General features: G+C 38.8%; 27 protein-coding genes. 17 read left to right on the top strand and 10 right to left on the bottom strand.

The window, feature by feature from the left end; genetic code table 11:
• Nucleotides 1-22 precede the first annotated feature (22 nt).
• The gene (locus ACTF6W_RS03815; RefSeq protein ID WP_438993216.1) at nucleotides 23-760 is read left to right on the top strand and encodes a GGDEF domain-containing protein; all 738 of its coding nucleotides are present in this window, start codon (nucleotides 23-25) and stop codon (nucleotides 758-760) included.
• 3 nt (nucleotides 761-763) lie between these two features.
• Here ACTF6W_RS03815 and ACTF6W_RS03810 read toward each other — a convergent pair whose 3' ends face one another.
• Together ACTF6W_RS03810 and ACTF6W_RS03805 are read right to left on the bottom strand one after the other, a co-directional pair.
• Nucleotides 764-961, bottom strand: a complete 198-nt coding sequence (locus tag ACTF6W_RS03810) for a YdcH family protein (RefSeq protein ID WP_438993215.1) — start codon at nucleotides 959-961, stop codon at nucleotides 764-766.
• Nucleotides 962-1,017: 56 nt separating this feature from the next.
• Nucleotides 1,018-1,587 carry a UbiX family flavin prenyltransferase gene (locus ACTF6W_RS03805; RefSeq protein ID WP_438993214.1) on the bottom strand — a complete coding sequence of 190 codons (570 nt, stop codon included), beginning with the start codon at nucleotides 1,585-1,587 and terminating at the stop codon, nucleotides 1,018-1,020.
• 384 nt (nucleotides 1,588-1,971) lie between these two features.
• Between ACTF6W_RS03805 and ACTF6W_RS03800 the strand changes: the two genes are divergently transcribed.
• A complete protein-coding gene (locus ACTF6W_RS03800) occupies nucleotides 1,972-2,139 on the top strand; it encodes a YdcH family protein (RefSeq protein WP_438993213.1) in 168 nt (55 codons plus the stop codon).
• A 71-nt stretch (nucleotides 2,140-2,210) separates the two neighbouring features.
• On the opposite strand, the gene ACTF6W_RS03795 is transcribed toward ACTF6W_RS03800, so the two are convergent.
• Together ACTF6W_RS03795 and ACTF6W_RS03790 are read right to left on the bottom strand one after the other, a co-directional pair.
• Nucleotides 2,211-2,762, bottom strand: a complete 552-nt coding sequence (locus tag ACTF6W_RS03795) for a DUF1013 domain-containing protein (protein WP_438993212.1) — start codon at nucleotides 2,760-2,762, stop codon at nucleotides 2,211-2,213.
• Nucleotides 2,763-2,980: 218 nt separating this feature from the next.
• The gene (locus tag ACTF6W_RS03790; protein ID WP_438993211.1) at nucleotides 2,981-3,355 is read right to left on the bottom strand and encodes an energy transducer TonB; all 375 of its coding nucleotides are present in this window, start codon (nucleotides 3,353-3,355) and stop codon (nucleotides 2,981-2,983) included.
• Between the two features lie 295 nt (nucleotides 3,356-3,650).
• Between ACTF6W_RS03790 and ACTF6W_RS03785 the strand changes: the two genes are divergently transcribed.
• From ACTF6W_RS03785 to queG, 4 genes are all read left to right on the top strand, one after another.
• Nucleotides 3,651-4,253 (top strand): hypothetical protein, encoded by a 603-nt coding sequence (locus ACTF6W_RS03785; protein WP_438993210.1) that lies wholly within the window; start codon nucleotides 3,651-3,653, stop codon nucleotides 4,251-4,253.
• On the top strand, nucleotides 4,253-4,486 hold the full coding sequence (locus ACTF6W_RS03780; RefSeq protein WP_438993209.1) for a DUF3126 family protein: 234 nt from the start codon (nucleotides 4,253-4,255) through the stop codon (nucleotides 4,484-4,486). The genes ACTF6W_RS03785 and ACTF6W_RS03780 overlap by 1 nt, the downstream gene beginning before the upstream one ends.
• 137 nt (nucleotides 4,487-4,623) lie before the next feature.
• Nucleotides 4,624-5,292, top strand: a complete 669-nt coding sequence (locus ACTF6W_RS03775; RefSeq protein WP_438993208.1) for a glutathione S-transferase family protein — start codon at nucleotides 4,624-4,626, stop codon at nucleotides 5,290-5,292.
• 1 nt (nucleotide 5,293) lies between these two features.
• Nucleotides 5,294-6,427, top strand: coding sequence for a tRNA epoxyqueuosine(34) reductase QueG (gene queG / locus ACTF6W_RS03770; RefSeq protein ID WP_438993207.1), 1,134 nt, complete (start codon nucleotides 5,294-5,296; stop codon nucleotides 6,425-6,427).
• Here queG and ACTF6W_RS03765 read toward each other — a convergent pair.
• Nucleotides 6,417-7,211 (bottom strand): tetratricopeptide repeat protein, encoded by a 795-nt coding sequence (locus ACTF6W_RS03765; RefSeq protein WP_438993206.1) that lies wholly within the window; start codon nucleotides 7,209-7,211, stop codon nucleotides 6,417-6,419. The genes queG and ACTF6W_RS03765 overlap by 11 nt on opposite strands.
• Nucleotides 7,212-7,296: 85 nt before the next feature.
• On the opposite strand from ACTF6W_RS03765, the gene ACTF6W_RS03760 reads away from it, so the two are divergent.
• Nucleotides 7,297-8,109 carry a hypothetical protein gene (locus ACTF6W_RS03760; RefSeq protein WP_438993205.1) on the top strand — a complete coding sequence of 271 codons (813 nt, stop codon included), beginning with the start codon at nucleotides 7,297-7,299 and terminating at the stop codon, nucleotides 8,107-8,109.
• Here the strand turns inward: ACTF6W_RS03760 and ACTF6W_RS03755 are convergent.
• On the bottom strand, nucleotides 8,102-8,848 hold the full coding sequence (locus tag ACTF6W_RS03755) for an alpha/beta hydrolase (protein ID WP_438993204.1): 747 nt from the start codon (nucleotides 8,846-8,848) through the stop codon (nucleotides 8,102-8,104). The two genes, ACTF6W_RS03760 and ACTF6W_RS03755, sit on opposite strands and share 8 nt — an antisense overlap.
• 153 nt (nucleotides 8,849-9,001) lie before the next feature.
• Between ACTF6W_RS03755 and thrS the strand changes: the two genes are divergently transcribed.
• From thrS to ACTF6W_RS03740, 3 genes are all read left to right on the top strand, one after another.
• Nucleotides 9,002-10,936 carry a threonine--tRNA ligase gene (gene thrS, locus ACTF6W_RS03750; protein ID WP_438993203.1) on the top strand — a complete coding sequence of 645 codons (1,935 nt, stop codon included), beginning with the start codon at nucleotides 9,002-9,004 and terminating at the stop codon, nucleotides 10,934-10,936.
• Between the two features lie 73 nt (nucleotides 10,937-11,009).
• The gene (infC, locus tag ACTF6W_RS03745) at nucleotides 11,010-11,531 is read left to right on the top strand and encodes a translation initiation factor IF-3 (RefSeq protein WP_438993202.1); all 522 of its coding nucleotides are present in this window, start codon (nucleotides 11,010-11,012) and stop codon (nucleotides 11,529-11,531) included.
• Between the two features lie 182 nt (nucleotides 11,532-11,713).
• A complete protein-coding gene (locus ACTF6W_RS03740) occupies nucleotides 11,714-12,172 on the top strand; it encodes a hypothetical protein (RefSeq protein WP_438993201.1) in 459 nt (152 codons plus the stop codon).
• Between the two features lie 120 nt (nucleotides 12,173-12,292).
• On the opposite strand, the gene ACTF6W_RS03735 is transcribed toward ACTF6W_RS03740, so the two are convergent.
• Both ACTF6W_RS03735 and ACTF6W_RS03730 read right to left on the bottom strand, forming a co-directional pair.
• Nucleotides 12,293-12,634, bottom strand: a complete 342-nt coding sequence (locus tag ACTF6W_RS03735) for a tRNA-binding protein (protein ID WP_438993200.1) — start codon at nucleotides 12,632-12,634, stop codon at nucleotides 12,293-12,295.
• Entirely contained in the window at nucleotides 12,634-13,530 is an 897-nt protein-coding gene (locus tag ACTF6W_RS03730) for a TraB/GumN family protein (RefSeq protein WP_438993199.1), read from the bottom strand. The genes ACTF6W_RS03735 and ACTF6W_RS03730 overlap by 1 nt, the downstream gene beginning before the upstream one ends.
• 246 nt (nucleotides 13,531-13,776) lie before the next feature.
• Between ACTF6W_RS03730 and rpmI the strand changes: the two genes are divergently transcribed.
• The 7 genes from rpmI to lepA all read left to right on the top strand — a co-directional run bounded on the left by rpmI (nucleotide 13,777) and on the right by lepA (nucleotide 20,904).
• Nucleotides 13,777-13,974 (top strand): 50S ribosomal protein L35, encoded by a 198-nt coding sequence (rpmI, locus tag ACTF6W_RS03725; protein ID WP_438993198.1) that lies wholly within the window; start codon nucleotides 13,777-13,779, stop codon nucleotides 13,972-13,974.
• A 12-nt stretch (nucleotides 13,975-13,986) separates the two neighbouring features.
• Complete coding sequence (rplT, locus tag ACTF6W_RS03720; RefSeq protein WP_438993197.1) at nucleotides 13,987-14,343, top strand: 50S ribosomal protein L20; 357 nt, start codon at nucleotides 13,987-13,989, stop codon at nucleotides 14,341-14,343.
• 116 nt (nucleotides 14,344-14,459) lie between these two features.
• A complete protein-coding gene (pheS, locus tag ACTF6W_RS03715) occupies nucleotides 14,460-15,551 on the top strand; it encodes a phenylalanine--tRNA ligase subunit alpha (protein WP_438993196.1) in 1,092 nt (363 codons plus the stop codon).
• A 1-nt stretch (nucleotide 15,552) separates the two neighbouring features.
• Complete coding sequence (gene pheT / locus ACTF6W_RS03710; protein ID WP_438993195.1) at nucleotides 15,553-17,943, top strand: phenylalanine--tRNA ligase subunit beta; 2,391 nt, start codon at nucleotides 15,553-15,555, stop codon at nucleotides 17,941-17,943.
• A gap of 95 nt (nucleotides 17,944-18,038) precedes the next feature.
• A complete protein-coding gene (locus ACTF6W_RS03705; RefSeq protein ID WP_438993194.1) occupies nucleotides 18,039-18,428 on the top strand; it encodes a hypothetical protein in 390 nt (129 codons plus the stop codon).
• 30 nt (nucleotides 18,429-18,458) lie between these two features.
• Complete coding sequence (locus ACTF6W_RS03700) at nucleotides 18,459-19,016, top strand: methyltransferase domain-containing protein (protein ID WP_438993193.1); 558 nt, start codon at nucleotides 18,459-18,461, stop codon at nucleotides 19,014-19,016.
• An 82-nt stretch (nucleotides 19,017-19,098) separates the two neighbouring features.
• Nucleotides 19,099-20,904 carry a translation elongation factor 4 gene (gene lepA, locus ACTF6W_RS03695; RefSeq protein ID WP_438993192.1) on the top strand — a complete coding sequence of 602 codons (1,806 nt, stop codon included), beginning with the start codon at nucleotides 19,099-19,101 and terminating at the stop codon, nucleotides 20,902-20,904.
• A gap of 78 nt (nucleotides 20,905-20,982) precedes the next feature.
• Here the strand turns inward: lepA and rpmF are convergent, their stop codons facing one another.
• Together rpmF and ACTF6W_RS03685 are read right to left on the bottom strand one after the other, a co-directional pair.
• Nucleotides 20,983-21,168, bottom strand: a complete 186-nt coding sequence (gene rpmF, locus ACTF6W_RS03690; protein ID WP_249035971.1) for a 50S ribosomal protein L32 — start codon at nucleotides 21,166-21,168, stop codon at nucleotides 20,983-20,985.
• A 141-nt stretch (nucleotides 21,169-21,309) separates the two neighbouring features.
• On the bottom strand, nucleotides 21,310-21,576 hold a 267-nt coding region (locus tag ACTF6W_RS03685; RefSeq protein WP_438993191.1), incomplete at its 5' end, for a hypothetical protein.

The following is a 21,576-nucleotide window of genomic DNA, read 5'->3' as shown; positions in this document are numbered from 1 at the left end:
TGAATGAGGGTACACAGACATAATGAAAGTTCAAGGTCCTGGAAATGTCGGCAGAGCACAACCAATACGCCGCAAAACGATAGAGAAAACGCGCGCGTCATCTGGTGTATCGGCAACAGCACCTGTTAGAAATATAAATGATACTGCTAGCGTTTTAGGAATCCCGTCCGCAGAAATGACCCCTAAAGTCAAGAATGCAATTATAACTTTAATGGCTGAAGTAGATTACATGCGCGGCGAACTGGAAATTGCGCATCGACGCATATCAGAGCTTGAAAAACTAGCGGATCAAGACAGTTTAATTGAAATTTCTAATCGGCGTGCCTTTGTTCGTGAAATGACCAGAATGATTTCTTATTCTGATCGTTATGGTATCAATAGCTCACTAATTTTTCTGGACATGAATGATCTGAAAGTAATCAACGATACTATGGGGCACAAAGTCGGCGATAAAGCTCTGGTTCATATTGCAAAAGTGATGCTTTCAAATTTACGTGATTCTGATATTATAGGCCGATTAGGTGGCGATGAATTTGGCATTATTCTACCAAAGGCAAATGAAAAAAATGCCGCAGCTAAGGCTGAACAAATCATTGCCAATCTTGAAAAGAAACCCCTGATAATTGATGGTAAAAATATACCCCTTAAAATGGCTTATGGGATTTACCCCTTACACTCTGACTTAAGCCCAGGTCAAGCATTAGATCATGCTGATAAAAAAATGTACTCACATAAAAAAAATATGAAAAACGAAGAATAAAGTTTATGCGATAATGTCGGGAAGCATTTCATCTTCAAGTTTTGCTATTTGATCTTTCAACATTAATTTTTGTTTTTTCAATCTTTTTATTTGCAACATATTGGTCGTGCCCGATTTTAATAACGCATCTATAGCATCATCAAGGTCACGATGTTGGACTCTTAATTGCTGAATTTTCACTAGTATATCTGCGTTATCCATAGTCATACCTTAAAGCTTATAATGATAATATATCACAAGTCGTGCAAAAACAGATATTATGATTTCCATCTCTTTATCGTTGAAATTTCTATATCAAATAAATCTAATAATCTTGCCAATGTCTGCTCAACCATTTCATCAATCGATGCTGGTTTGGTATAAAATGCAGGAACAGGTGGCGCAATGATAGCGCCCATTTCAGTTAATGACGTCATCGTTTTAAGATGTCCTAAATGAAAAGGTGTTTCCCTAACCATAAGAACTAATTTGCGACGTTCTTTCAAAACAACATCAGCAGCTCTAGTTAAAAGGCTTGAAGTGACACCACAGTTAATTTCCGACATGGTTTTCACGGAACACGGAACTATTAACATGCCATCCGTTTTAAAGGATCCACTAGCAATAGAAGCGCCAATATCATCAACTTTATGAACCACATCAGCTAACTGATTTATATCTGAAACTTTTATGGATGTTTCTAATTTCGCCGTTACCTTTGCAGCCTTGGACATAACAAGATGTGTTTCGACATCTAATTCGCTTAATATTTCTAATAAGCGCAATCCATACTCTATCCCGGACGCTCCACTAATACCTATTATGAGTCGTTTTGATATCTTAACCATATTGATCGCATTCAAATTATAAAATTACTGTTTTCACTAATATAAATATAATCTCTTATAACAAATTATTTTTATTTTATATAGCTTTACCATACAGGTAAAAATGAAACCTCAAAAAAGCTATTGAAGTTCGTGACAATCATTAAAAAATGTGATGTAATTTAAATGCTGTAACTAAGAATTTTGGATCCTAAATGAATAGAAACAGCCGTTGAGTGATAAAGGAATTTAAATGGCTAAATGCCTATTAACAAAATATGCCTTAACCAAAACAGACGATAATACTTCGTCGGCCCTCAACCAAACCAATTATTTAAATTGCCATAAAAAACGCGTTACACATAAAAATAACGACATATCAATATATTAGCAGGAGAAAAAAATATGCACGCAGAAGCTCATATTAATGCACTTTCACAAAAACATGCTGCCCTAGATGAAAAAATCCATATGGAAGAAAATCGACCAGCGCCAGATAGTACAATCCTGCATGAGCTCAAAAAAGAAAAGCTAATATTGAAAGATGAAATCGAGCGATTGAACACTCAATAAAATTTTAGCCATCAGAAATTAAAAAACCCGCTTATTTAAGCGGGTTTTCTTTTATAGCACTTACTAAAACACTATTCAGTTTCATTAGCTTTTTCTGTTTCAGCTCTTCTAGGGGCTGCTTTCTTTACTGCCGCATCAAGTTCTAGTTGCTTGCAAAGACCTAAAAGTACTGGATCTACAGGTTTAATATTGCTCATATTCCAATGAGTGCGTTCACGAATGGCCGTAATAGTTGGCTTAGTCGTTCCCACCAATTTAGAAATTTGGGCGTCTGTTAATTCCGGATGATTCCTAATCAACCATGCAATTGCATCTGGCTTATCTTGCCTTTTAGAAACAGGCGTATATTTTGCGCCGCCACTTCTTGCTTTAGCTGGCACTTCATCAACGATAATTTGCAGTCTTGCTTTTTCATCATTTTGGCAGCGATCAATTTCTGCCCAAGTTAATTGTCCATTTGCTACAGGATCTAAACCGACAATATTTACAGCAACCTGTTCGTCGGCAATACCTTGAACTTCTAACTCGTGCAAACCACAAAATGCTGCAATTTGTGTAAAACTGAGACTTGTATTATCCACAAGCCATACGCCTGTCGCCATTGGCATCAAAGGCTCTGTCATAACAACTCCTAAATATAATATTATTTTGAATCAATAACTGCAGCATAGAGTGAGTTTTCGCAATTGAAAAGACCTACTATAAAAACTTTATAAGTATTTGAAATATAACTATAAAAATTATTAATTTAACATATTTAAAAAAATAACTTAATTAATTTACTGTAGACGTAAAAAAAGCCCCGATAAAATCGGAGCTTCCTTCTAAAATATTTAATGACTTACTGAAGTGCCCAAGCGAGTGGAACAACCATTGTAAGCTGGCTATCAGATGCATCTGCTGGTGGTGCAGGCAGCGGACTAACACGCTTCATTAATTTTGGAATCTCACGATCTAAAACATCGTGACCTGACGATTCTGTTACTGAATGTGCCAGAATGTTGCCATCACGATCTACATTAATTTCAACTTTGATTTTACCTTCAAGTTCTTTACGTAAAGCGGCACGTGGATACGTTTGTTTCTTAGCAATTTTTTTAGCTACTGACTTCTGCCAACCGCTAATATCTTGTGCGTTAGCTGATGTCGCAAATCCTGCAAATGCCACTGTACTTGCAACAATTACTGATACCATAAGTTTACTTAACTTGCCCATTTTAATACTCCTAATTTCTATACAATTTGTCTCTAATTTTTTCATTTAGAAACTCCCCAACCCATCTGTGAATCATCACTTTGCTTAATGTGGGAAACTTCATCCGCACAAAAAACTATATGCAAAAAAGTAAACTGAAGCTTAAAGATAAAATTTTAAGTATTTAAAAATGACGGTTTTGCGCTATTATCGCTCTAAAAAAGCCTCCTTTTTATATCAAAAACAATAAATCATTTGAAATATGAATTCCATATAACCTATTGTAACATAATAAATTTGCAGAAAGAGACCCACAATGAGAATAATAAAAACGTTGAATATTACTTTTTTTTTCATTTTTATGATTTTTTTTACTGCAAACGCCCAAAATGCGCTAAATACTACAGATATTGACAATTATTTAACTTCTTTGAAGAATATCTCAAGCATGATGAAGAGGTATAATGATGAGAACCGATCTAAAGAAAATGCTGACTTAGCCACGTTACCACCAATTGACGAACTTTCAAAAACCCCGATCACTGATACCTTAGAATTTGTAAAATCACATCCCACATATTCAACCCTAGAAATAATCGTAAAATCTTCTGGTTTCAATACGACAGAGGAGTGGGCAAACACCGGCGATCAAATCATGTTAGCTTATTCAGCCTATTATTTAAAAAATCCTCAGGATAAAGACGCAATGTCCATTGAAGAAATGATTAAAGATTTAAATGCCAAGGATGACCAAATTAAAAATAATATGTTTATTAGCGATGAACAAAAGAATTTTCTGACTGAGAAAATTGAAAATTCAATAGCAATGCTCAAAGATCCTAATTATATTGATAATGAAAATATTAAGATTCTCAGTCCTTACATAAAAAGACTGAATATACTGTTTAAGGAACAATAATGACACGTACAGAAGTTTTGCGAATCCAGAAATATCTAAACAGCAAATTTGACAACACTAAATTCACATTAAAAAATAGCCCCGCTTCTGACGATAGCATGGAGGTTTATATTGGAGATGAATTTATTGGCGTTATCTACCGTGACGAGGACGAAGGTGAAGTATCCTATGCCTTTAATATGGCGATTTTGGAAATAGATCTTCCAAACGCTGCAGATGCTTCGCTCATCTAACTATAAATAACCCGCAAGTTTGTAATCGATACAAAGAGCCTTTAATTAGCCTTATTGGCAAAATAGCATCGTTTATAATTTTTCTAAATGAACCTAATTAAGCTATGATTTTTTAATTATAAGGATAAATTAATAGTATGCGTCAACTATATCACTATTGGTTTTCCCCTAATTCTAGAAAAGCTCGTATCGCCTTACTGGAAAAAGAGTTAGATTTTGATCTCGTATTAGAGCTTCCTTGGAAAAGAAGGCATGATTTTCTTGTACTCAACCCAGCAGGTACAGTGCCAACACTCATAGAAGATGATGGAAAAAAAATTTGTGGAAATGCCGCAATCAGTGAATATCTCAATGAAAAATATGATACCGTAAACCTTATCGGCGAAAGTGCTGATATTCGGACCGAAGTAAGACGATTAACCGAATGGTTTGATATTAAATTCTATGAAGAAGTTAGTGAAATTATTATCAACGAAAAATTCATGAAGCGATACCTTAAGCGTGGTGACACAGAAGCAAAAGTGATTAGGTTTGCCAACCAAAATATAAAGCATCATTTACAATATATTGCTTACTTAACGGATCGCCGGAATTGGTTAGCAGGAAATGATTTCTCATATGCAGATATAGCCGCTGCTTCCCATATATCATGTGTTGATTATTTCGGTGACGTCCCATGGGAAAAATACCCTGAAGCCCGAAATTGGTATGCGCGTGTTAAATCGCGCCCTTCAATGCAACCTATTTTAAAAGATAAAGTTGCGGGCCTTCAACCGGCCAAACATTACAGTGATCCAGACTTCTAAGATGGAACAAATTGAAGAGCAGTCCACCATAAAGAATAAAATTCAAACTTTAGCTCTTGAAGTAGGGTTTGACACCGTTAAGTTTACCTCACCAACCGGATTAGAAAACAGTGCTGAAAGCTTCGATCAATTCTTAAGCTCTTCTTATAATGGAGAAATGAAATGGTTAGAAGAAAAAGCGGAGAGACGAAAAAACCCTCTTGTTTTATGGCCCGAAACAAAATCTATAATTATGTTAGGAATGAATTATGGTCCTGACTCTAATCCCCTCGAATTTTTAGAATATAAAGAACATGGGAATATTTCTGTTTATGCTTTAGGAAAAGATTATCATGATGTTATTAAAAAACGTCTAAAACAAATTGCACGACAAATTCATAGAGAATATGACGTTGAAGTAAAAGTTTTCGTTGATACAGCCCCTGTTATGGAAAAACCGCTCGCACAAAAATCGGGAATGGGATGGCAAGGGAAACACACCAACTTAGTCAGTCATGAATTTGGGTCATGGTTGTTTCTAGGGAGTATTTTTACGGCGCTTGAAATAGAACCCGACAGAGAAATGCAAGACCACTGTGGATCATGCCATGCTTGCCTAGATGTATGCCCAACAAACGCATTTCCCGCACCTTACAAACTTGATGCGCGACGATGTATTTCTTATTTAACCATAGAATATAAAGGGCATATTGATCTAGAATTTCGAAAAGCAATGGGCAATAGGATTTATGGTTGCGATGACTGTCTTTCTATTTGTCCATGGAATAAATTTGCTAAAAAAACTAATGAAATTTCATTTCATCCAAGAATAGAATTAGACTTCCCACGCCTTGATGAATTAGCCCAGCTTGATGATCAGACGTTTAGAACAGTTTTTTCAGGATCACCAATAAAAAGAATAGGGCGAGATTTTTTTATAAGAAATGTTCTAATTGCAATTGGTAATAGTGAGCAAGAAAAACATATTCCACTTTTAAAAGATAAATTATTTGAAGAAAGTCCCTATATAAGAGCAATGGCGATATGGGCGTTAAAGCAGTTATGTGATAAAGAAATGTTCATTGAACTTAAAAATAAGAATCTATTTAGTGAAACGGATATCGCTGTAAAAAGAGAATGGGAAATTAATTACTAATCAATTTCATATTGTCTTCTGCTAGCTTTTGCCAATCACTATCGGGAAATTTATCAATAAGCTTTTGCCATTCTTTTTTAGCTTTCATATCTTCCCGTAACATCCGATAATTTATGCCACTTTCAAATAACAAATCTGGCTGGTTTGGCTTTATACTCAATCCTTGATTAAGATCCAATCGAGCCTTTAAATGCTCATTCATTTTTCGGTATGTCTCTGCACGATAAAGAAAAGCTTCAATTCGTTCCTCGTCTAATTCCAGGGCATAACTAAAATCATCTAAGGCACTTTGAAAATCTTCGCGATCAATTTGTACAGTTCCTCTTTCAATATAAAAATCATATTTAAAAACGGGATGATCGTCTAATGAAAGAAGCGCCGTTGTATAAATTGTGAACGCTCTTTCCAACTTATTATTAGCCCGCCAAGCGTTTCCCGCTAAATAGCGCAATTGGGCGGAAAGAAGAGTTTTATTTTTAATTGCAAACACACCAATACCATCTCCACGTGATACTTTATCGGCGATTATTTCAAGTAACCCTGCGGCTTCTTCAAAACGGTTTTGGTCATAAAGGGCCATGGCTTCACAATGCTGTGCTGCGGCTCCTCCGCCTTCGACGTACCATTTCTTAGCAGTAATAACAGCGTTACTATTTTCTTCACTTATACTTGCGATACAAGCTTGGTATTTGTCTGACTGTTCTTTTTCTGATAAAGTTTGCGCAAAAATAAGCCCTCCTGGAAGCAGAAATAATATTATTAACCCTAAAAATCTTATGCTCATATTGCAATAACCTATTATCAATTTGTCATCCACTGTATAAATAGAAACGTAAAAAAGCGCAAACCGAATAATAAAGTGAGACACTATGAAACTATTTTGTTTTGGTATGGGGTATACCGCCAAAAAACTTTGTAAGTCATTATCAACTGAAAAATGGCATTTTTCCGGCACCAATCGAAAATCCGGTGATTTTATTTTTAATGGCAATGAACCGATGCACAATGCGCAATCCGTCTTAAAAGATGTAACACATTTGTTAATCTCTATTGCGCCATCAAAAGAAAATGGCGACTTAGTGCTTCTTCACCATCAAAAAGACATTCTAAATATGCCTTCTTTAAAATGGGTCGGATATTTATCTGCTACGAGTGTTTATGGCGACCATAGCGGTAATTGGGTAGATGAAACCTCAGAAACCAAGCCAGTAGGAGCACGCGGCTTAGAGAGAAAAAAAGCTGAACAGCACTGGGAGAACTTAGGATTTCCACTTCATATTTTCAGATTAAGCGGGATTTATGGCCCAGAGAGAAACCAAGTAAATGCCATAAAAGAGCAAACCATTCAAAAGATCATTAAAGAAGGTCATAGTTTTTCCCGAATTCATGTGGAAGACATCGTATCCGCTTTAATGCTTTCAATGAATGACCCAATTCCCGGCATTTATAATCTGGCTGATGATCAGCCCTCTTCAACAGCGGACATCATTGACTATGTCTGTGAACAATTGAACACGGAAAAACCAAAAGGCGTTCCCTTTGAAGAAGCCGATTTAAGCGAAATGCGAAGAAGTTTTTATCAGGACCATAAAAAAGTCAGCAATAAAAAACTGAAACAAATTTATAATTGGAAACCCAAATATTCTGACTACAAGGCGGGATATGACAGTTTTCTTAAATAAATTCACATATGGCTTGTTTTAATCTGTTTAAATCGGCTTCACTTGATAAGCGGTGATCCCCCGATTTATTAAAGCTAATAATAACGTCATTACTTATTACTTTTTCTGCAATACGTGATGAATATGAATAGGGCACATCCTCATCAAACAAGCCATGAAACAGCCTAATAGGGCAATTAAGGTCAATTGGCTTATTAAGTAAAATATGATTTTCCCCATCTTGGATTAGCTTATAAGAAACTTTATAGGGTTCATCACTATAATCAGAAGGCTCAAGATAAATGCCATCCCGTTTCAACGTTTCCTTTATGGCTGGGGAATAATTATCCCACATCAATTCACGGGTAAAATCGGGGGCAGCCGCTATTCCAATGAAAGCTTTAAGGCGGTCTTTTCTCGCTAGTGATACCAACAATCCAATCCACCCGCCCATGCTTGAGCCCACAATAATTAACTCACCTTTTGTAACCTCATCAATGACACTTAAGGCGTCTTGCGTCCATGTTCCTATTGTTCCATCAACAAATTCTTCGGAAGACTTTCCATGGCCAGAATAATCAAACATCAAATAAGAAATGCCCAATTCTTTACAAGAATTCTCTAGAAAGATAGCTTTTGTTCCCTCCATATCGGACATATATCCACCGCAAAACACAACTGTGGGCCCTTTTGCTTCACTATAATGATAAGCAATTTTTCGTCCCTTTTCTCCGATGATATAATTTGGCTCTAAACTCATATTAATAACTCATTATCTATATTTTTTTCGAATATATCATAATATAGGGAAATAACTTTATTTTTTAGCCCTTTTTCACGCTTGTTCACTTGACTTGAGGGTCAAAGAATATAAATTCGCACCTTTAGAACAAAGCAAAAATAAGAGAACATTATGAACGCGAATAAAAAAGTTGCCCTAACACTGCCAGATGGCAGCGTCCGTGAATTTGATGGACCGGTAACTGGTATGACGTTAGCACAAGATATTGGCCCTGGATTGGCCAAGGCTGCCCTCGTCATTGTTGTCAATGGAGAGCAATGGGATCTTTCGCGCGAAATAACGACAAACTCAGATGTATCAATTATCACTAATCGTGACGATGAAGCGCTTGAAATAATTCGTCATGATGCCGCTCATATTTTAGCGGAAGCCGTTAAAGAATTATGGCCAGATACGCAAGTCACAATCGGGCCAGCAATTGAAAACGGTTTTTACTATGATTTCGCTCGCGAAGAACCATTTACACCAGAAGATCTGGAAACAATTGAAAAACGTATGCGCCAAATTGTCGAACGCAACGAAGAAATTATACGCACCGAAATGCCCCGCGATGAAGCCTTTGATTTTTTCCGTAACCAAGGTGAAGAGTATAAAGCTGAGATTATTGCCAGCATTCCATCGAATGAACCCATCACTCTTTATAAGCAAGGCGAATTTATTGACCTTTGCCGTGGACCGCATTTACCGTCCACAAAATATTTGGGAAGCGATACATTCAAATTAATGAATGTAGCTGGTGCCTACTGGCGTGGTGATAGCAACAATGAAATGTTACAGCGTATCTATGGCACAGCCTGGCGAACCAAAAAAGAATTAAAAGCTTATCTTCTGCGTCTTGAAGAAGCAGAGAAACGAGACCATCGTAAATTAGGTAAAGAATTAGATCTTTTCCATTTTCAGAAGGAAGCCGCAGGCATGCCGTTCTGGCATCCAAATGGCTGGACAATTTACACTCAAATCGAAGGCTATATGCGCCGTAAGCAGCGTGAATATGGATACCGCGAAATAAATACGCCAAAATTGGTTGATAGAAAGTTATGGGAAGAGTCTGGCCATTGGGACAAGTTTCGCGAACATATGTATACGACCGAGTCAGACGAATGCGTTTTTGCTTTAAAACCCATGAACTGTCCTTGTCATGTTCAAGTGTTTAATCAGGGCCTTGTGAGTTACCGTGATCTTCCTATGCGACTTGCTGAATTTGGTAGCTGCCATCGATATGAGCCTTCTGGCGCCCTGCATGGTTTAATGCGCGTGCGATCTTTCGTGCAAGATGATGCCCATATTTTTTGCGAAAAAGATAAGATCACTGAAGAAACCGAAATTTTCTGTAAAATGTTACTTGAGGTTTATAAGGATTTTGGCTTTGAAGATGTAAAAGTAAAATTCTCTGATCGACCAGAAGTGCGTGCAGGATCGGATGAAGTATGGGACGAAGCTGAAAAACATTTAAGAGACGCGATCGAACATGCCGGACTTAAATATACAGCAAACCCAGGAGAAGGCGCATTTTACGGACCAAAGATTGAATTTGTTCTCACAGATGCTATTGGGCGTGATTGGCAGTGTGGAACGTTGCAAGTAGATTTTATTACTCCTGAACGTTTGAATGCAAATTACGTCGGTGTCGATAATAAAAAACATCACCCTGTTATGCTGCACCGCGCCATACTTGGTTCTTTTGAACGGTTTATTGGCATACTTATCGAAAACCATGCGGGTCGTTTTCCAATGTGGCTTGCCCCTAAACAGGTCGTTGTAACAGGCATTACCGCCGATCAAGATGACTATGTAAAAGAAGTTTATAAGAAACTATCTGATGCAGGACTTCGTGCTGATATTGATCTTCGAAATGAAAAAATTAATTATAAAGTACGTGAACATTCACACGCAAAAGTCCCCGCAATTTTTGTTGCTGGTGGTCGTGAAGCGGAAAATAACACGATCACAGTTAGACGACTTGGATCAAAAAATCAGGAAACCCTTGATTTAATGGACGCAATTAATACACTTGTCACCGAGTCTATCGATCCGGATAAACGATAATTTAACAATATACCGGTAAAAATGAGAGGAAATTGAACTTATATTATGGAGAAAGTAAATAGCTAAGAGACCAATGCAAGGCCCAGCGTCAAAAAAAGGACCGAGGGTCAACGATGATATTTTAGAAGATGAAGTAAGACTGATTGACGATAGTGGTGAAAACCATGGCGCAGTTTCAATTGATAAAGCTTTAGAAATGGCAAAAATTGCAGGCTTAGATCTCGTCGAAATATCACCAAATGCAACTCCCCCAGTTTGTAAAATTCTTGATTACGGCAAGTATAAGTATGAGGCACAGAAGAAGGCGTCTCTTGCAAAGAAGAACCAGAAAACTGTAGAGGTAAAAGAGATCAAACTTCGTCCTGGCATTGAAAAGCATGACTATGATGTAAAAATGCGCTCCATTGATAAGTTCTTAAACGCTGGCGATAAAGTTAAAGTTACACTTCGCTATCGCGGTCGTGAAATGGCCCACCAAGAAATTGGTATGGACGTTTTAAACCGTGTTCGCGATCAATTTGCGGAAGTAACAAAGATTGAACAAATGCCGAAAATGGAAGGCCGGCAAATGATCATGATTTTAGCCCCTAAATAGAAGCCCGCTAAATATTTTTAATAAGGCAAGTTCTTCGAGCTTGCCTTTTTTATGCCCAACAAACTTTTTATATTAAATAATAAATTACTGCCTATAATAAAATTAACCCTATATCGATCCAAAAATCTGGGGAACATTATGAATAAAAAATTATATTTACTATTATCGCTCTTTTTTCAATTTTGCCTTTTACGGCAAACGCGCAATATTCACCTAATGGAATATATGCCGTTCTTGAAGCCGAAACAGTTCAAAATAAAGTTGCATTAAGTGGTGACCTTGCCGGCCTTGCTAAAACAGAGAATTCAAGTGGTTCATTTGGTGCCGCTATTGGTTACCGCGCCTTAGTGAGCAATAATTTAATTTTCGGGGGTGAATTAAATATTGCATCAACAAATGCAAGTAACACTGTAAATGACGGAGTATCCGTTCGAGCTTATGAAGGTGACCTTATTAGTGGCCTATATTTAACAGGCGGCGTTTTACTTAGCAGAGAGACTAACGCAATGATTTATGCATTAATAGGCGTTAGCAGCACGAAAGGCGACAGCACATTAGAGAATTTAGGCACTGGCAATATTCAATCAATTGAAGAAAGCGGTGAAGGATTTATTTCGGCGCGGCCGTTGAATTTGGATTAACTGATAATTTCGGCGTAAGGGCTAAAATGATACACACCAAATACAATGAAGGCGATTCTGCAGATTTAAGAATTAGCGATACATCCATAATGGGGGGCCTCGTCATTAAATTCTAAAAATTTATACCAGACGCGCTCCGTTAGGAACTGGGCGCTCTGGTTGTGCAATTACAACCGCACCATCCTCGTCATAAAATCCTGTTAGCAAAAATTCTGATTTAATCGGTCCAATTTGCATAGGTGGAAAATTTACCACGGCAACAATTTGTCGGCCGATTAAATCCTCAGGCTTATAATGAACTGTAATTTGCGCGCTTGATTTTTTAACGCCCGAATCTCCACCAAAATCAACCCAAACTTTATAAGCAGGTTTTCTCGCTTCAGGAAATTCTTCTGCACGGACAACCGTTCCTATTTTAATTTCTACCTTTTGGAAATCATCCCAACTAATCGTTTCGCTCATTATTGCACCCTTTTAATCATATAGCCTTTATCTGATAACAGCTTAATCACACCATCTTCACCAACAAAATGAGCCGCACCCGCTACCACTAAAGTATTTTGTTTTTTAGTTAGTAGTTCTTCAATAACAGGAATCCAATTATTATTTCTTTGCACCAAAAGCTTTTGATAAACATCTTCCTGTTGAAACATTGGCTTAATCAATGTTTCAATCATTAATTCCTCATCCCCTGATGACCAACTATCGATCATATCCAAGGTGACTTTCTCAATATCTTTTAATTGGTCAATTGTATCCCTTAACATTTCTGCCTGTGTCTCTAGCGGATGATCATAAAGCGTTGCCATTTGTTCTTCTAATTTCTCAAGAGCAGAAATTTTAATGTCGCGCGACGCTATATTTTTTTCAATATATTTATCGACACCTGAATCAGGGTTCCAACCTTCGCGGATGATCGTACTGACAGACAAAGCTACAGATGCAAACCATGGTTTAAAATTAATTATTGATGCCGGCGGTATGCCTGATGCTAGCGCTTGCTCATTAATAAAATCCATTTCATCTTTTGACAAATAATTACTTAAACTGTCACCCGGCGCTAGCATGCCATTTTGCAATGTTAATTGTTGGGCATGCCTTTGTTTTTCTGGTGTCATATGAACTTCAAATACAACCTCATCAGCCTCTTCAACGATCTCTTTTAAAGTGCCACCATACCACTTCACATCATCTGGTAATAAATGAACAGAGCCTAAAAAATATACTTTTGACTGATCTTGTTCGATCGACCATATAGCAGGCTTCGCATTTAAATCTTCTTCTGCTGCTGTAGCAACAAAGCTCATAGGAATAATAATGAGTAGAATTATAAAAGGTATTTTTAATATGGATTTCATTTGATGATTCTTTCAGCAACAATACAATTATTTTTCCATTGTTAAGATGCTATATGAATATGTCAACTTTTTGATGGCAGACACATTGAAATCTAAAGGATTTTTTTCTTAACAAATACACTTGCAATCCTATAAAAACCAAGCTATACACCGACCCTCAACGAGTGGTACGGCCTGTTAGGGCATGCCTATCTGCTCTTAAAGCTGGTCAGGGAAACCCGACACATTAATTTAAAGGAAAGCTAAATGCCCAAATTGAAGACGAAAAGTAGCGTCAAAAAACGCTTCAAACTTACCGCCTCAGGCAAAGTTAAGTCATCACAAGCTGGTAAACAGCACGGTATGATTAAACGCACAAACAAACAAATTCGCAATCAACGTGGTACGACGATCCTTAGTGATCAAGACGCACGTATTGTGAAAAAATTTATGCCTTACGGTTAAGGGAGCAATAAAATGGCACACGTAAAACGGGGCGTAACTTCAAAAGCCCGTCACAAAAAAGTTCTTAATGCCGCTAAAGGTTACCGCGGTCGTCGTAAATCCACTATTCGCGTTGCGATGCAGGCTGTTGAAAAAGCAGGCCAATATGCATATCGTGACCGTAAAGTCCGTAAGCGCCAATTTCGCGCCCTTTGGATCCAGCGTATTAACGCTGCGGCGCGGCTTGAAGGTTTAACATACTCACGATTTATGAACGGCCTAAAACTCGCAGGCATCGAACTTGACCGTAAAGTTTTGGCTGATTTAGCCGTTCGTGAACCAGAAGCATTTAAAGCAATCGCTGAACAAGCTAAAGCTGCAGCCGCTTAATTACTTCAAAACGTTCAAAAAATTATCAAGTTTGAGGAGCCTGCCGCTTGGCAGTGGGCTCCTTTTTCTTTATGTTCAATTTAATTTATATATTTAAAAATTTTGGGTAGGAAATAATGCAAGACCTCCAAACACTGGAAACAGAAATTACCGCAAACATTGGAGCCGCCAACGATCTAGATTCTGTCGAAGCGATCAGAATTGCTGAACTAGGTAAAAAAGGCCGTGTTAGTTTGCTAATGCGCGAACTGGGCAAAATGACCCCAGATGAGAAAAAAGAATTTGGCCCAAAATTAAACCAGCTGAAAAACTATTTGAATGATGCAATTATCAACAGAAAAGAAGATTTAGAAGCTGCCGAACTTAATCAAAAGTTAGCGGAAGAACGTGTTGATATCACTCTTTCAAAAGCAGCGCCAGAATTAGGAAGCATCCATCCCATAAGTCAGGTGATCGATGAAGCCACAGAAATATTCACTGAAATGGGTTTTTCAGTTGCAGAAGGTCCAGAAATTGAGGAAGATTTTTATAATTTCTCTGCGTTAAATATACCAGAATCCCACCCCGCAAGACAAATGCATGATACTTTCTACTTTCCGGAAGATGAAGACGGCAACCGTAAAGTATTACGAACACATACATCGCCCGTACAAATTCGCACAATGATGGGGGGCGAGCCGCCTTACCGCATTATTGCCCCGGGTCGCACCTATAGAAATGACAGTGATGCAACGCATACGCCGATGTTCCATCAAGTTGAAGCCCTGGTTATTGATAAGAACATTCATATGGGACATCTTAAATGGTGCATCGAAGAATTTTGCCGTAAATTTTTTGAAGTTGATAATGTCAAAATCCGGTTTCGTCCAAGTTATTTCCCTTTCACAGAACCTTCAGCCGAAGTTGATATTGGCTGCACCTTTAAAAATGGTGAAGTTTTAATCGGCGAAGGCGACGATTGGTTAGAGATTATGGGATGCGGCATGGTCAATGAACGTGTTCTAGAAAATGTGAACCTTGACCCTTCTGAATACCAAGGTTTCGCATTCGGAATGGGCCTTGACCGAATTTCAATGCTAAAATGGGGGATTCCAGATTTACGCGATTTCTTTGCTGCTGATCTTCGTTGGCTAAAGCATTATGGCTTCCAATCACTGGATATCCCGTCTTTAAGCACAAGAACTTCCACAATTAAGGGGAGTAAATAATATGAAATTTACATTATCCTGGCTTAAAACTTATCTTGATACTGATGCTGATCTTCAAACGATTTCAGAAACATTAACTGCTATTGGATTAGAAGTAGAAGAAGTAATCGATCCTACAGAAGCATTAAAACCATTTGTGATTGCTAAAATTGAAGAAGCAGTGCAGCATCCCAATGCGGATAAACTACGTGTTTGTACGGTCAATAATGGATCTGAGATTATTCAGGTGGTTTGCGGTGCTCATAATGCAAAAAATGGCCTTATTGGTGCATTTGCCCCTGATGGATGCGTCATTCCAACAAATGGTATGAAGCTTAAACCAACAAATATTCGTGGCGTTGATAGTAACGGCATGATGTGTTCTGAACGTGAACTTGGTCTTGGGGACGATCATGACGGCATTATTGAATTGCCGTCTGATGCCCCAGTGGGTAAAAGCTTCGCGGAATATGCAGAACTGAATGATCCTACAATTGAAATTGCCATCACCCCAAATCATCAAGACGCACTAGGAATTTATGGTATCGCACGTGATCTTGCGGCGGCTGGTCTTGGAAAATTAAAAAAACCTGATACCTCACCCGTAAAAGGTACCTTTGAAAGTCCCATAAAAGTGAATATCGACAGTAAAGACGCCTGCCCGGTTTTTGCTGGTCGTTATATTCGTGGCGTCAAAAATGGACCAAGTCCTGATTGGATGCAAAAACGATTAATTTCACTTGGAATGAAGCCAATTTCAGCGCTCGTGGATATTACGAATTTCCTCACACACGACTATGGTCGTCCGCTTCACGTCTTTGATGCTGATAACATTAAAGGCGACCTTACTGTTCGCCTTTCAAAATCAGGGGAAACACTCGTTGCTCTTGATGAAAAAGAACACACTTTTGATAATGAAGCCTGTGTCATTTCAGATGATCACGGCATCAGTTCAATCGGCGGCATTATGGGCGGCGAAAACAGCGGCACATATGAAGATACCACAAATGTATTTTTAGAATGTGCGTGGTTTGATCCTATTCGTACGGCCAAGACAGGACGGAAGCTTAATATTGAAAGTGATGCAAGATATCGCTTTGAACGGGGTGTTGATCCCGCGACCGTTACCGACGGCATCGAACTGGCCACACGCTTAATCATGGACATGTGCGGCGGAGAGCCAAGTGATGTTTATCTCGCCGGCGAGGTCCCCGTCATAAGCAAAACACTCACTATGCGCCCTGAGCGCGTTAATGAACTGGGCGGCGTAGATATAGAGAAGACAGAAATTATTTCAATTCTTGAGCGTTTAGGGTTTGATGTTGTTGATAGTGGTGCGACACTATCAGTTACAACACCGTCTTGGCGCTGTGATATTGACCGAGAACCAGACCTAGTTGAAGAAGTGCTCCGTATACATGGTTACGACAAAATACGTGTTGAGCCTCTGCCAGTATCCAGCCGAGATATTGTGACAGGTTTAAACCCAATGCAACGTCGCATTAGAATGGCAAAACGAACTGCAGCTGGCTTAGGCTTGCGCGAAGCGGTAACGTGGTCATTTCTTTCAAGCGATCAAGCAAGAATATTCGGCGAATTACCAGCGAGCCTAATTCTTGATAATCCTGTAAGTGCAGAAATGGATGCGATGCGTCCCAACCTTCTTCCAAATCTTATTACTGCAGCTGGCAGAAACATTGACCGGGGCTTTAAAAATGTTGCAATTTTTGAAGCAGGAAATCAATTTCATTCTGATAAGCCTGATGGGCAACAATTTGTTCTCGCCGGAATTAGGCGCGGTGATAACCATGACCGTCATTGGAAAAACAATCCAGAAGCAATAGATGTTTATGATGCCAAAGCAGATGCAATTGCAGTCTTAAACGCCATCGGCGTTAATGCGGATAATGCACAAATAGTCGCTGAAGCACCCGACTGGTATCATCCTGGACGCAGCGGCGTTATTCGATTAGGTCCAAAAAATATTATGGCTTATTTCGGGGAAATACACCCATCCGTTCTCAAAAAACTTGATGTTAAAGGCCCTCTCGTTGGTTTTGAAATTATGCTGGGGAATATCCCATTACCAAGATCTAAATCTGGAAATAGCCGTGGACCACTAAGATCATCTGATTTCCAAGCTGTTGAACGAGATCTTGCCTTTGTGGTTGATAAGGATTTACCCGCTGAACAGATTTTCAAAATTGTCGGAAGCGCTGATAAGAAGCTCATAGATCAAATAAATGTATTTGATGTTTATTGGGGTAAAGGTATTGACGATGATAAAAAATCAATCGCAGTTAACTTCCGTATGCAACCTATGGATAAAACCATGACCGATGAAGAGATTGAAGCTTTAAGACAAAAAGTCATTGATTTGGTTGCGAAAAAAGCTGGCGGAACCCTAAGATAGCGCAGAAAACAGCCCTTTACAGTAAAATTAACCATATTTAAAGATCATGCGATTATATTTACTATCGAATGAAACTGAGTGGATAGTGTGTAAAGATGGCAGTACAAGAAGAACAAGTAAAAGTTCCCATCAAATGGCGAATGAAAGCCTGGTGGGAAGGTTATGACCTTGATAATGTTAAGGCAGCACTTGCTCGTGGGGGCGATGTCGAAGAAGAATTAAAAAATAATTCCGAGCCTGTCACACGAGAACTTAAGCCTGAAGCTGATAATGATGAAGCAATGGTTTGGGATGATAAACGTCTCGAAACAGCCCAACTTATCTGGGGTGAGGGTTATTGCGGACCCGGCGGTTCTGAATATGTCACCAGTATGTCAAAATTACTTGGTATGACATCTAAAATGAGTGTTGCCGTCATTGGAGCAAGCCTTGGTGGTCCTTCACGCGTTCTAGCTAGCGAATTTGGCGCATGGATTACGGGGTAAGAAGGATCTGAAGAGCTTGCGAAAAAAGGAATGGAGCTTTCAACAAAAGCTGGGCTTGAGAGTAAAGCACCAATTCAACATTATGATCCAAGTAGTGAAGAACCATTTGAGCGGACATTTGATCGTGCTTATTCAAAAGAGGCTTTATATACGGTTGAAGATAAACCGAAGCTTTTAAAAAATTTATTTGATAATTTAAAAGACAGCGGTCTATTCCTGATTAATGATTATACACTTGGTAATATGGATGCCCTAGGTAATAAAGACGTTCAAAAATGGCTTAGGCAGGAACCAACCCAACCTTACCCAGTTCCCAGTGACGTGATGGAAAATTTACTAACGAATTGCGGGTATATACTTCGGGTTAATGAAGATATCACAGATCAGTATGTAGACATGATTGCTCGGAGTTGGGCCGGTGTTGGTGAAGTGATAGAGAGCTTAACCAATCACCCAGAAGATCAATCGGATACTATTCAGCGACTAGTAAAAGAAGCTGAATTTTGGATGCTTCGCTCAAAGATCATGAAAGAGGGCCATCTTAAAGCATGGCGTTTTCTCGCTTATAAACCATCTGAAATTAAATAAGCGGTCCGAAATAGACGTTAACTGTAAAATAATCGAACGCTGGGCTTGTATGTTATAGTAAACTAATGATAAAAGCCCCTTCATGACAGATTTATCGCACATAAGAAACTTTTCTATCGTAGCCCATATTGATCATGGGAAATCGACACTTGCCGATCGCTTAATTCAATTCTGTGGCGGGTTAAGTGATCGGGATATGAAAGAACAAGTTTTAGACAATATGGATATTGAGCGTGAGCGCGGCATTACCATTAAAGCACAAACAGTGCGATTGGAATATACGGCCAAAAACGGTGAACAGTATGTTCTTAACTTAATGGATACACCGGGACATGTGGATTTCTCATATGAAGTCAGTCGATGTCTTTATGCCTGCGAGGGGTCTATTCTTGTGGTTGACGCGAGCCAAGGGGTTGAAGCACAAACTCTCGCTAATGTTTATCAGGCAATAGATAATAACCATGAAATTGTTCCTGTTCTCAATAAAATCGATTTACCCGCAGCTGAGCCTGAGCAGGTTCGCGCACAAATAGAAGATGTGATCGGTATAGATGCCTCTGGCGCCATTAGTGTTTCCGCTAAAACAGGTCTCGGCATTGAAGAACTGATGGAAAGTTTGGTTGAAGTACTTCCACCACCGATAGGAAATGCAGATGCACCATTAAAAGCGCTTCTTGTAGACAGTTGGTATGATACCTATCTCGGTGTGATGGTATTGGTACGCATTATTGACGGCAGGCTTAAAAAAGGAATGCGCGTCAAAATGATGCAAGCAGACACGGATCATTTAATTGATCGTGTTGGTGTGTTTAAACCAAAAGATATACTAGTGGATGAACTTGGCCCTGGCGAAGTTGGCTTCTTCACCGCATCTATTAAAGAAGTATCTCAAACACATGTCGGTGATACGGTAACAGAATTTAAGAACGAAACACCCGAAGCACTGCCTGGATTTAAACCTGTTCAAAGCGTTGTTTTTTGCGGCTTATTCCCCGCTGATGCCGCTGAATTCGAAGTATTAAGAGAAAGCATGCACAAATTACGCTTGAATGATGCAAGTTTCGAATTTGAAACAGAAACGTCTGCGGCACTGGGATATGGTTTTCGCTGCGGTTTTCTCGGCATGCTCCACCTTGAAATTATTCAAGAACGCCTCATTCGTGAATTTGATCTTGATATCATCACAACTTCACCAAGCGTTATATATAAACTCCATATGAATAAGGGCGACATTTCGGAACTACACAATCCAGCAGATATGCCAGACCCAACCTTAATCGATCATATGGAAGAACCTTGGATCAGAGCAACCATCCTTGTCCCTGATGAATATCTAGGTGCCGTACTTACCCTTTGTCAGGAAAAACGAGGCGAGCAAATTGAACTAACCTACGCGGGCAATCGCGCCATGGTCGTTTATCACTTACCGCTTAACGAAGTGGTTTATGATTTTTATGATAAATTAAAATCGATTACGCGAGGTTATGCCAGTTTCGACTATCAAATGAGCGAATACCGTGAAGGGGACTTGGTTAAACTATCCATTCTCGTAAATGGCGAGCCTGTTGATGCATTAAGTATGATGGTTCATAGAAGCCAAGCTGAATATCGCGGTCGTGCTTTATGTGAACGATTGAAAGATCTTATCCCGAGACAGCTTTTCAAAATTCCAATTCAAGCAGCGATCGGTGGCAAGGTTATTGCCCGTGAAACCATAAGCGCTATGCGTAAAGATGTGACCGCAAAATGTTATGGTGGCGATATCAGCCGTAAACGTAAACTTCTTGAAAAACAGAAGAAAGGTAAGAAAAAGATGCGTCAATACGGTAAGGTAGATATTCCACATGAAGCCTTCATCGCAGCCTTAAAAATGGGTGACGACAAATAATTTCTTGAAACAATAAAAACAAAAAACCCGACTGAATATTTCAGTCGGGTTTTTTTGAAATCTTTTTAAGCCTATTGATTAATAATCGTCATTTGGCTCTAAAATTTGACGACCACGGTATTTACCTGTGCTTAGGTCAATGTGGTGACGACGACGAAGTTCGCCGCTTTCTTGATCTTCCACATATGTGTCAACACTTAAGCTATCGTGTGAACGACGGTTGCCACGGCGGTGTGGTGATACTTTTCTTTTTGGAACTGCCATTTTATTTTCCTAATATCTTAAAAGACCGCATTGAAGGGTCTTGAATCTCAAAAACAGTGTCTTATCGTTAAACTTCGCCCTAATGTCAAGCATTTCTTGGATATTGCGCTGAATAATAAAGAGAATGTACGTGATAAACCATCAATTCCGCTTTCTAAAGAGAATTGTGAGCATAACCCAGATATAAAGAAAGAAAAAAATAGCTTCAAATCCAATAACCGGCGATAAATATTCTGCCCAAGTCTTATCTCCTTTATCCGATTCTATTTGATGATTTTGAATAAAGTCTAGAATATCTGAAACCAATAAAAGATTGCGCTGTCCACCCTCTAAATACCGAAGCCCTTCAGCACCGAAAACCATCATCAAAAGGCAGAGCGACAAATACCCTAATACTCTACCAATAAT

The sequence above is a fragment of the Pseudemcibacter sp. genome (genome assembly GCF_965661635.1).
Taxonomy (GTDB): Bacteria; Pseudomonadota; Alphaproteobacteria; order Sphingomonadales; family Emcibacteraceae; genus Pseudemcibacter.
Note: the sequence above shows the minus strand (reverse complement) of the source record. Positions and strands in the feature narration are given on the sequence as shown.

Excerpts from the sequence above, each read along its gene's own strand:
- ACTF6W_RS03760 (WP_438993205.1), top strand. The coding sequence starts at position 7,297 with ATGAAACTATTTTGTTTTGGTATGGGGTATACCGCCAAAAAACTTTGT.
- pheT (WP_438993195.1), top strand. The coding sequence starts at position 15,553 with ATGAAATTTACATTATCCTGGCTTAAAACTTATCTTGATACTGATGCT.
- lepA (WP_438993192.1), top strand. The coding sequence starts at position 19,099 with ATGACAGATTTATCGCACATAAGAAACTTTTCTATCGTAGCCCATATT.
- ACTF6W_RS03775 (WP_438993208.1), top strand. The coding sequence starts at position 4,624 with ATGCGTCAACTATATCACTATTGGTTTTCCCCTAATTCTAGAAAAGCT.
- ACTF6W_RS03790 (WP_438993211.1), bottom strand. The coding sequence starts at position 3,355 with ATGGGCAAGTTAAGTAAACTTATGGTATCAGTAATTGTTGCAAGTACA.
- queG (WP_438993207.1), top strand. The coding sequence starts at position 5,294 with ATGGAACAAATTGAAGAGCAGTCCACCATAAAGAATAAAATTCAAACT.
- infC (WP_438993202.1), top strand. The coding sequence starts at position 11,010 with ATGCAAGGCCCAGCGTCAAAAAAAGGACCGAGGGTCAACGATGATATT.
- ACTF6W_RS03700 (WP_438993193.1), top strand. The coding sequence starts at position 18,459 with ATGGAGCTTTCAACAAAAGCTGGGCTTGAGAGTAAAGCACCAATTCAA.
- ACTF6W_RS03780 (WP_438993209.1), top strand. The coding sequence starts at position 4,253 with ATGACACGTACAGAAGTTTTGCGAATCCAGAAATATCTAAACAGCAAA.
- ACTF6W_RS03800 (WP_438993213.1), top strand. The coding sequence starts at position 1,972 with ATGCACGCAGAAGCTCATATTAATGCACTTTCACAAAAACATGCTGCC.
- ACTF6W_RS03730 (WP_438993199.1), bottom strand. The coding sequence starts at position 13,530 with ATGAAATCCATATTAAAAATACCTTTTATAATTCTACTCATTATTATT.
- ACTF6W_RS03815 (WP_438993216.1), top strand. The coding sequence starts at position 23 with ATGAAAGTTCAAGGTCCTGGAAATGTCGGCAGAGCACAACCAATACGC.
- ACTF6W_RS03785 (WP_438993210.1), top strand. The coding sequence starts at position 3,651 with ATGAGAATAATAAAAACGTTGAATATTACTTTTTTTTTCATTTTTATG.
- ACTF6W_RS03705 (WP_438993194.1), top strand. The coding sequence starts at position 18,039 with ATGGCAGTACAAGAAGAACAAGTAAAAGTTCCCATCAAATGGCGAATG.
- ACTF6W_RS03810 (WP_438993215.1), bottom strand. The coding sequence starts at position 961 with ATGGATAACGCAGATATACTAGTGAAAATTCAGCAATTAAGAGTCCAA.
- ACTF6W_RS03795 (WP_438993212.1), bottom strand. The coding sequence starts at position 2,762 with ATGACAGAGCCTTTGATGCCAATGGCGACAGGCGTATGGCTTGTGGAT.
- rpmI (WP_438993198.1), top strand. The coding sequence starts at position 13,777 with ATGCCCAAATTGAAGACGAAAAGTAGCGTCAAAAAACGCTTCAAACTT.
- ACTF6W_RS03765 (WP_438993206.1), bottom strand. The coding sequence starts at position 7,211 with ATGAGCATAAGATTTTTAGGGTTAATAATATTATTTCTGCTTCCAGGA.
- thrS (WP_438993203.1), top strand. The coding sequence starts at position 9,002 with ATGAACGCGAATAAAAAAGTTGCCCTAACACTGCCAGATGGCAGCGTC.
- rplT (WP_438993197.1), top strand. The coding sequence starts at position 13,987 with ATGGCACACGTAAAACGGGGCGTAACTTCAAAAGCCCGTCACAAAAAA.
- rpmF (WP_249035971.1), bottom strand. The coding sequence starts at position 21,168 with ATGGCAGTTCCAAAAAGAAAAGTATCACCACACCGCCGTGGCAACCGT.
- ACTF6W_RS03755 (WP_438993204.1), bottom strand. The coding sequence starts at position 8,848 with ATGAGTTTAGAGCCAAATTATATCATCGGAGAAAAGGGACGAAAAATT.
- ACTF6W_RS03805 (WP_438993214.1), bottom strand. The coding sequence starts at position 1,587 with ATGGTTAAGATATCAAAACGACTCATAATAGGTATTAGTGGAGCGTCC.
- ACTF6W_RS03735 (WP_438993200.1), bottom strand. The coding sequence starts at position 12,634 with ATGAGCGAAACGATTAGTTGGGATGATTTCCAAAAGGTAGAAATTAAA.
- pheS (WP_438993196.1), top strand. The coding sequence starts at position 14,460 with ATGCAAGACCTCCAAACACTGGAAACAGAAATTACCGCAAACATTGGA.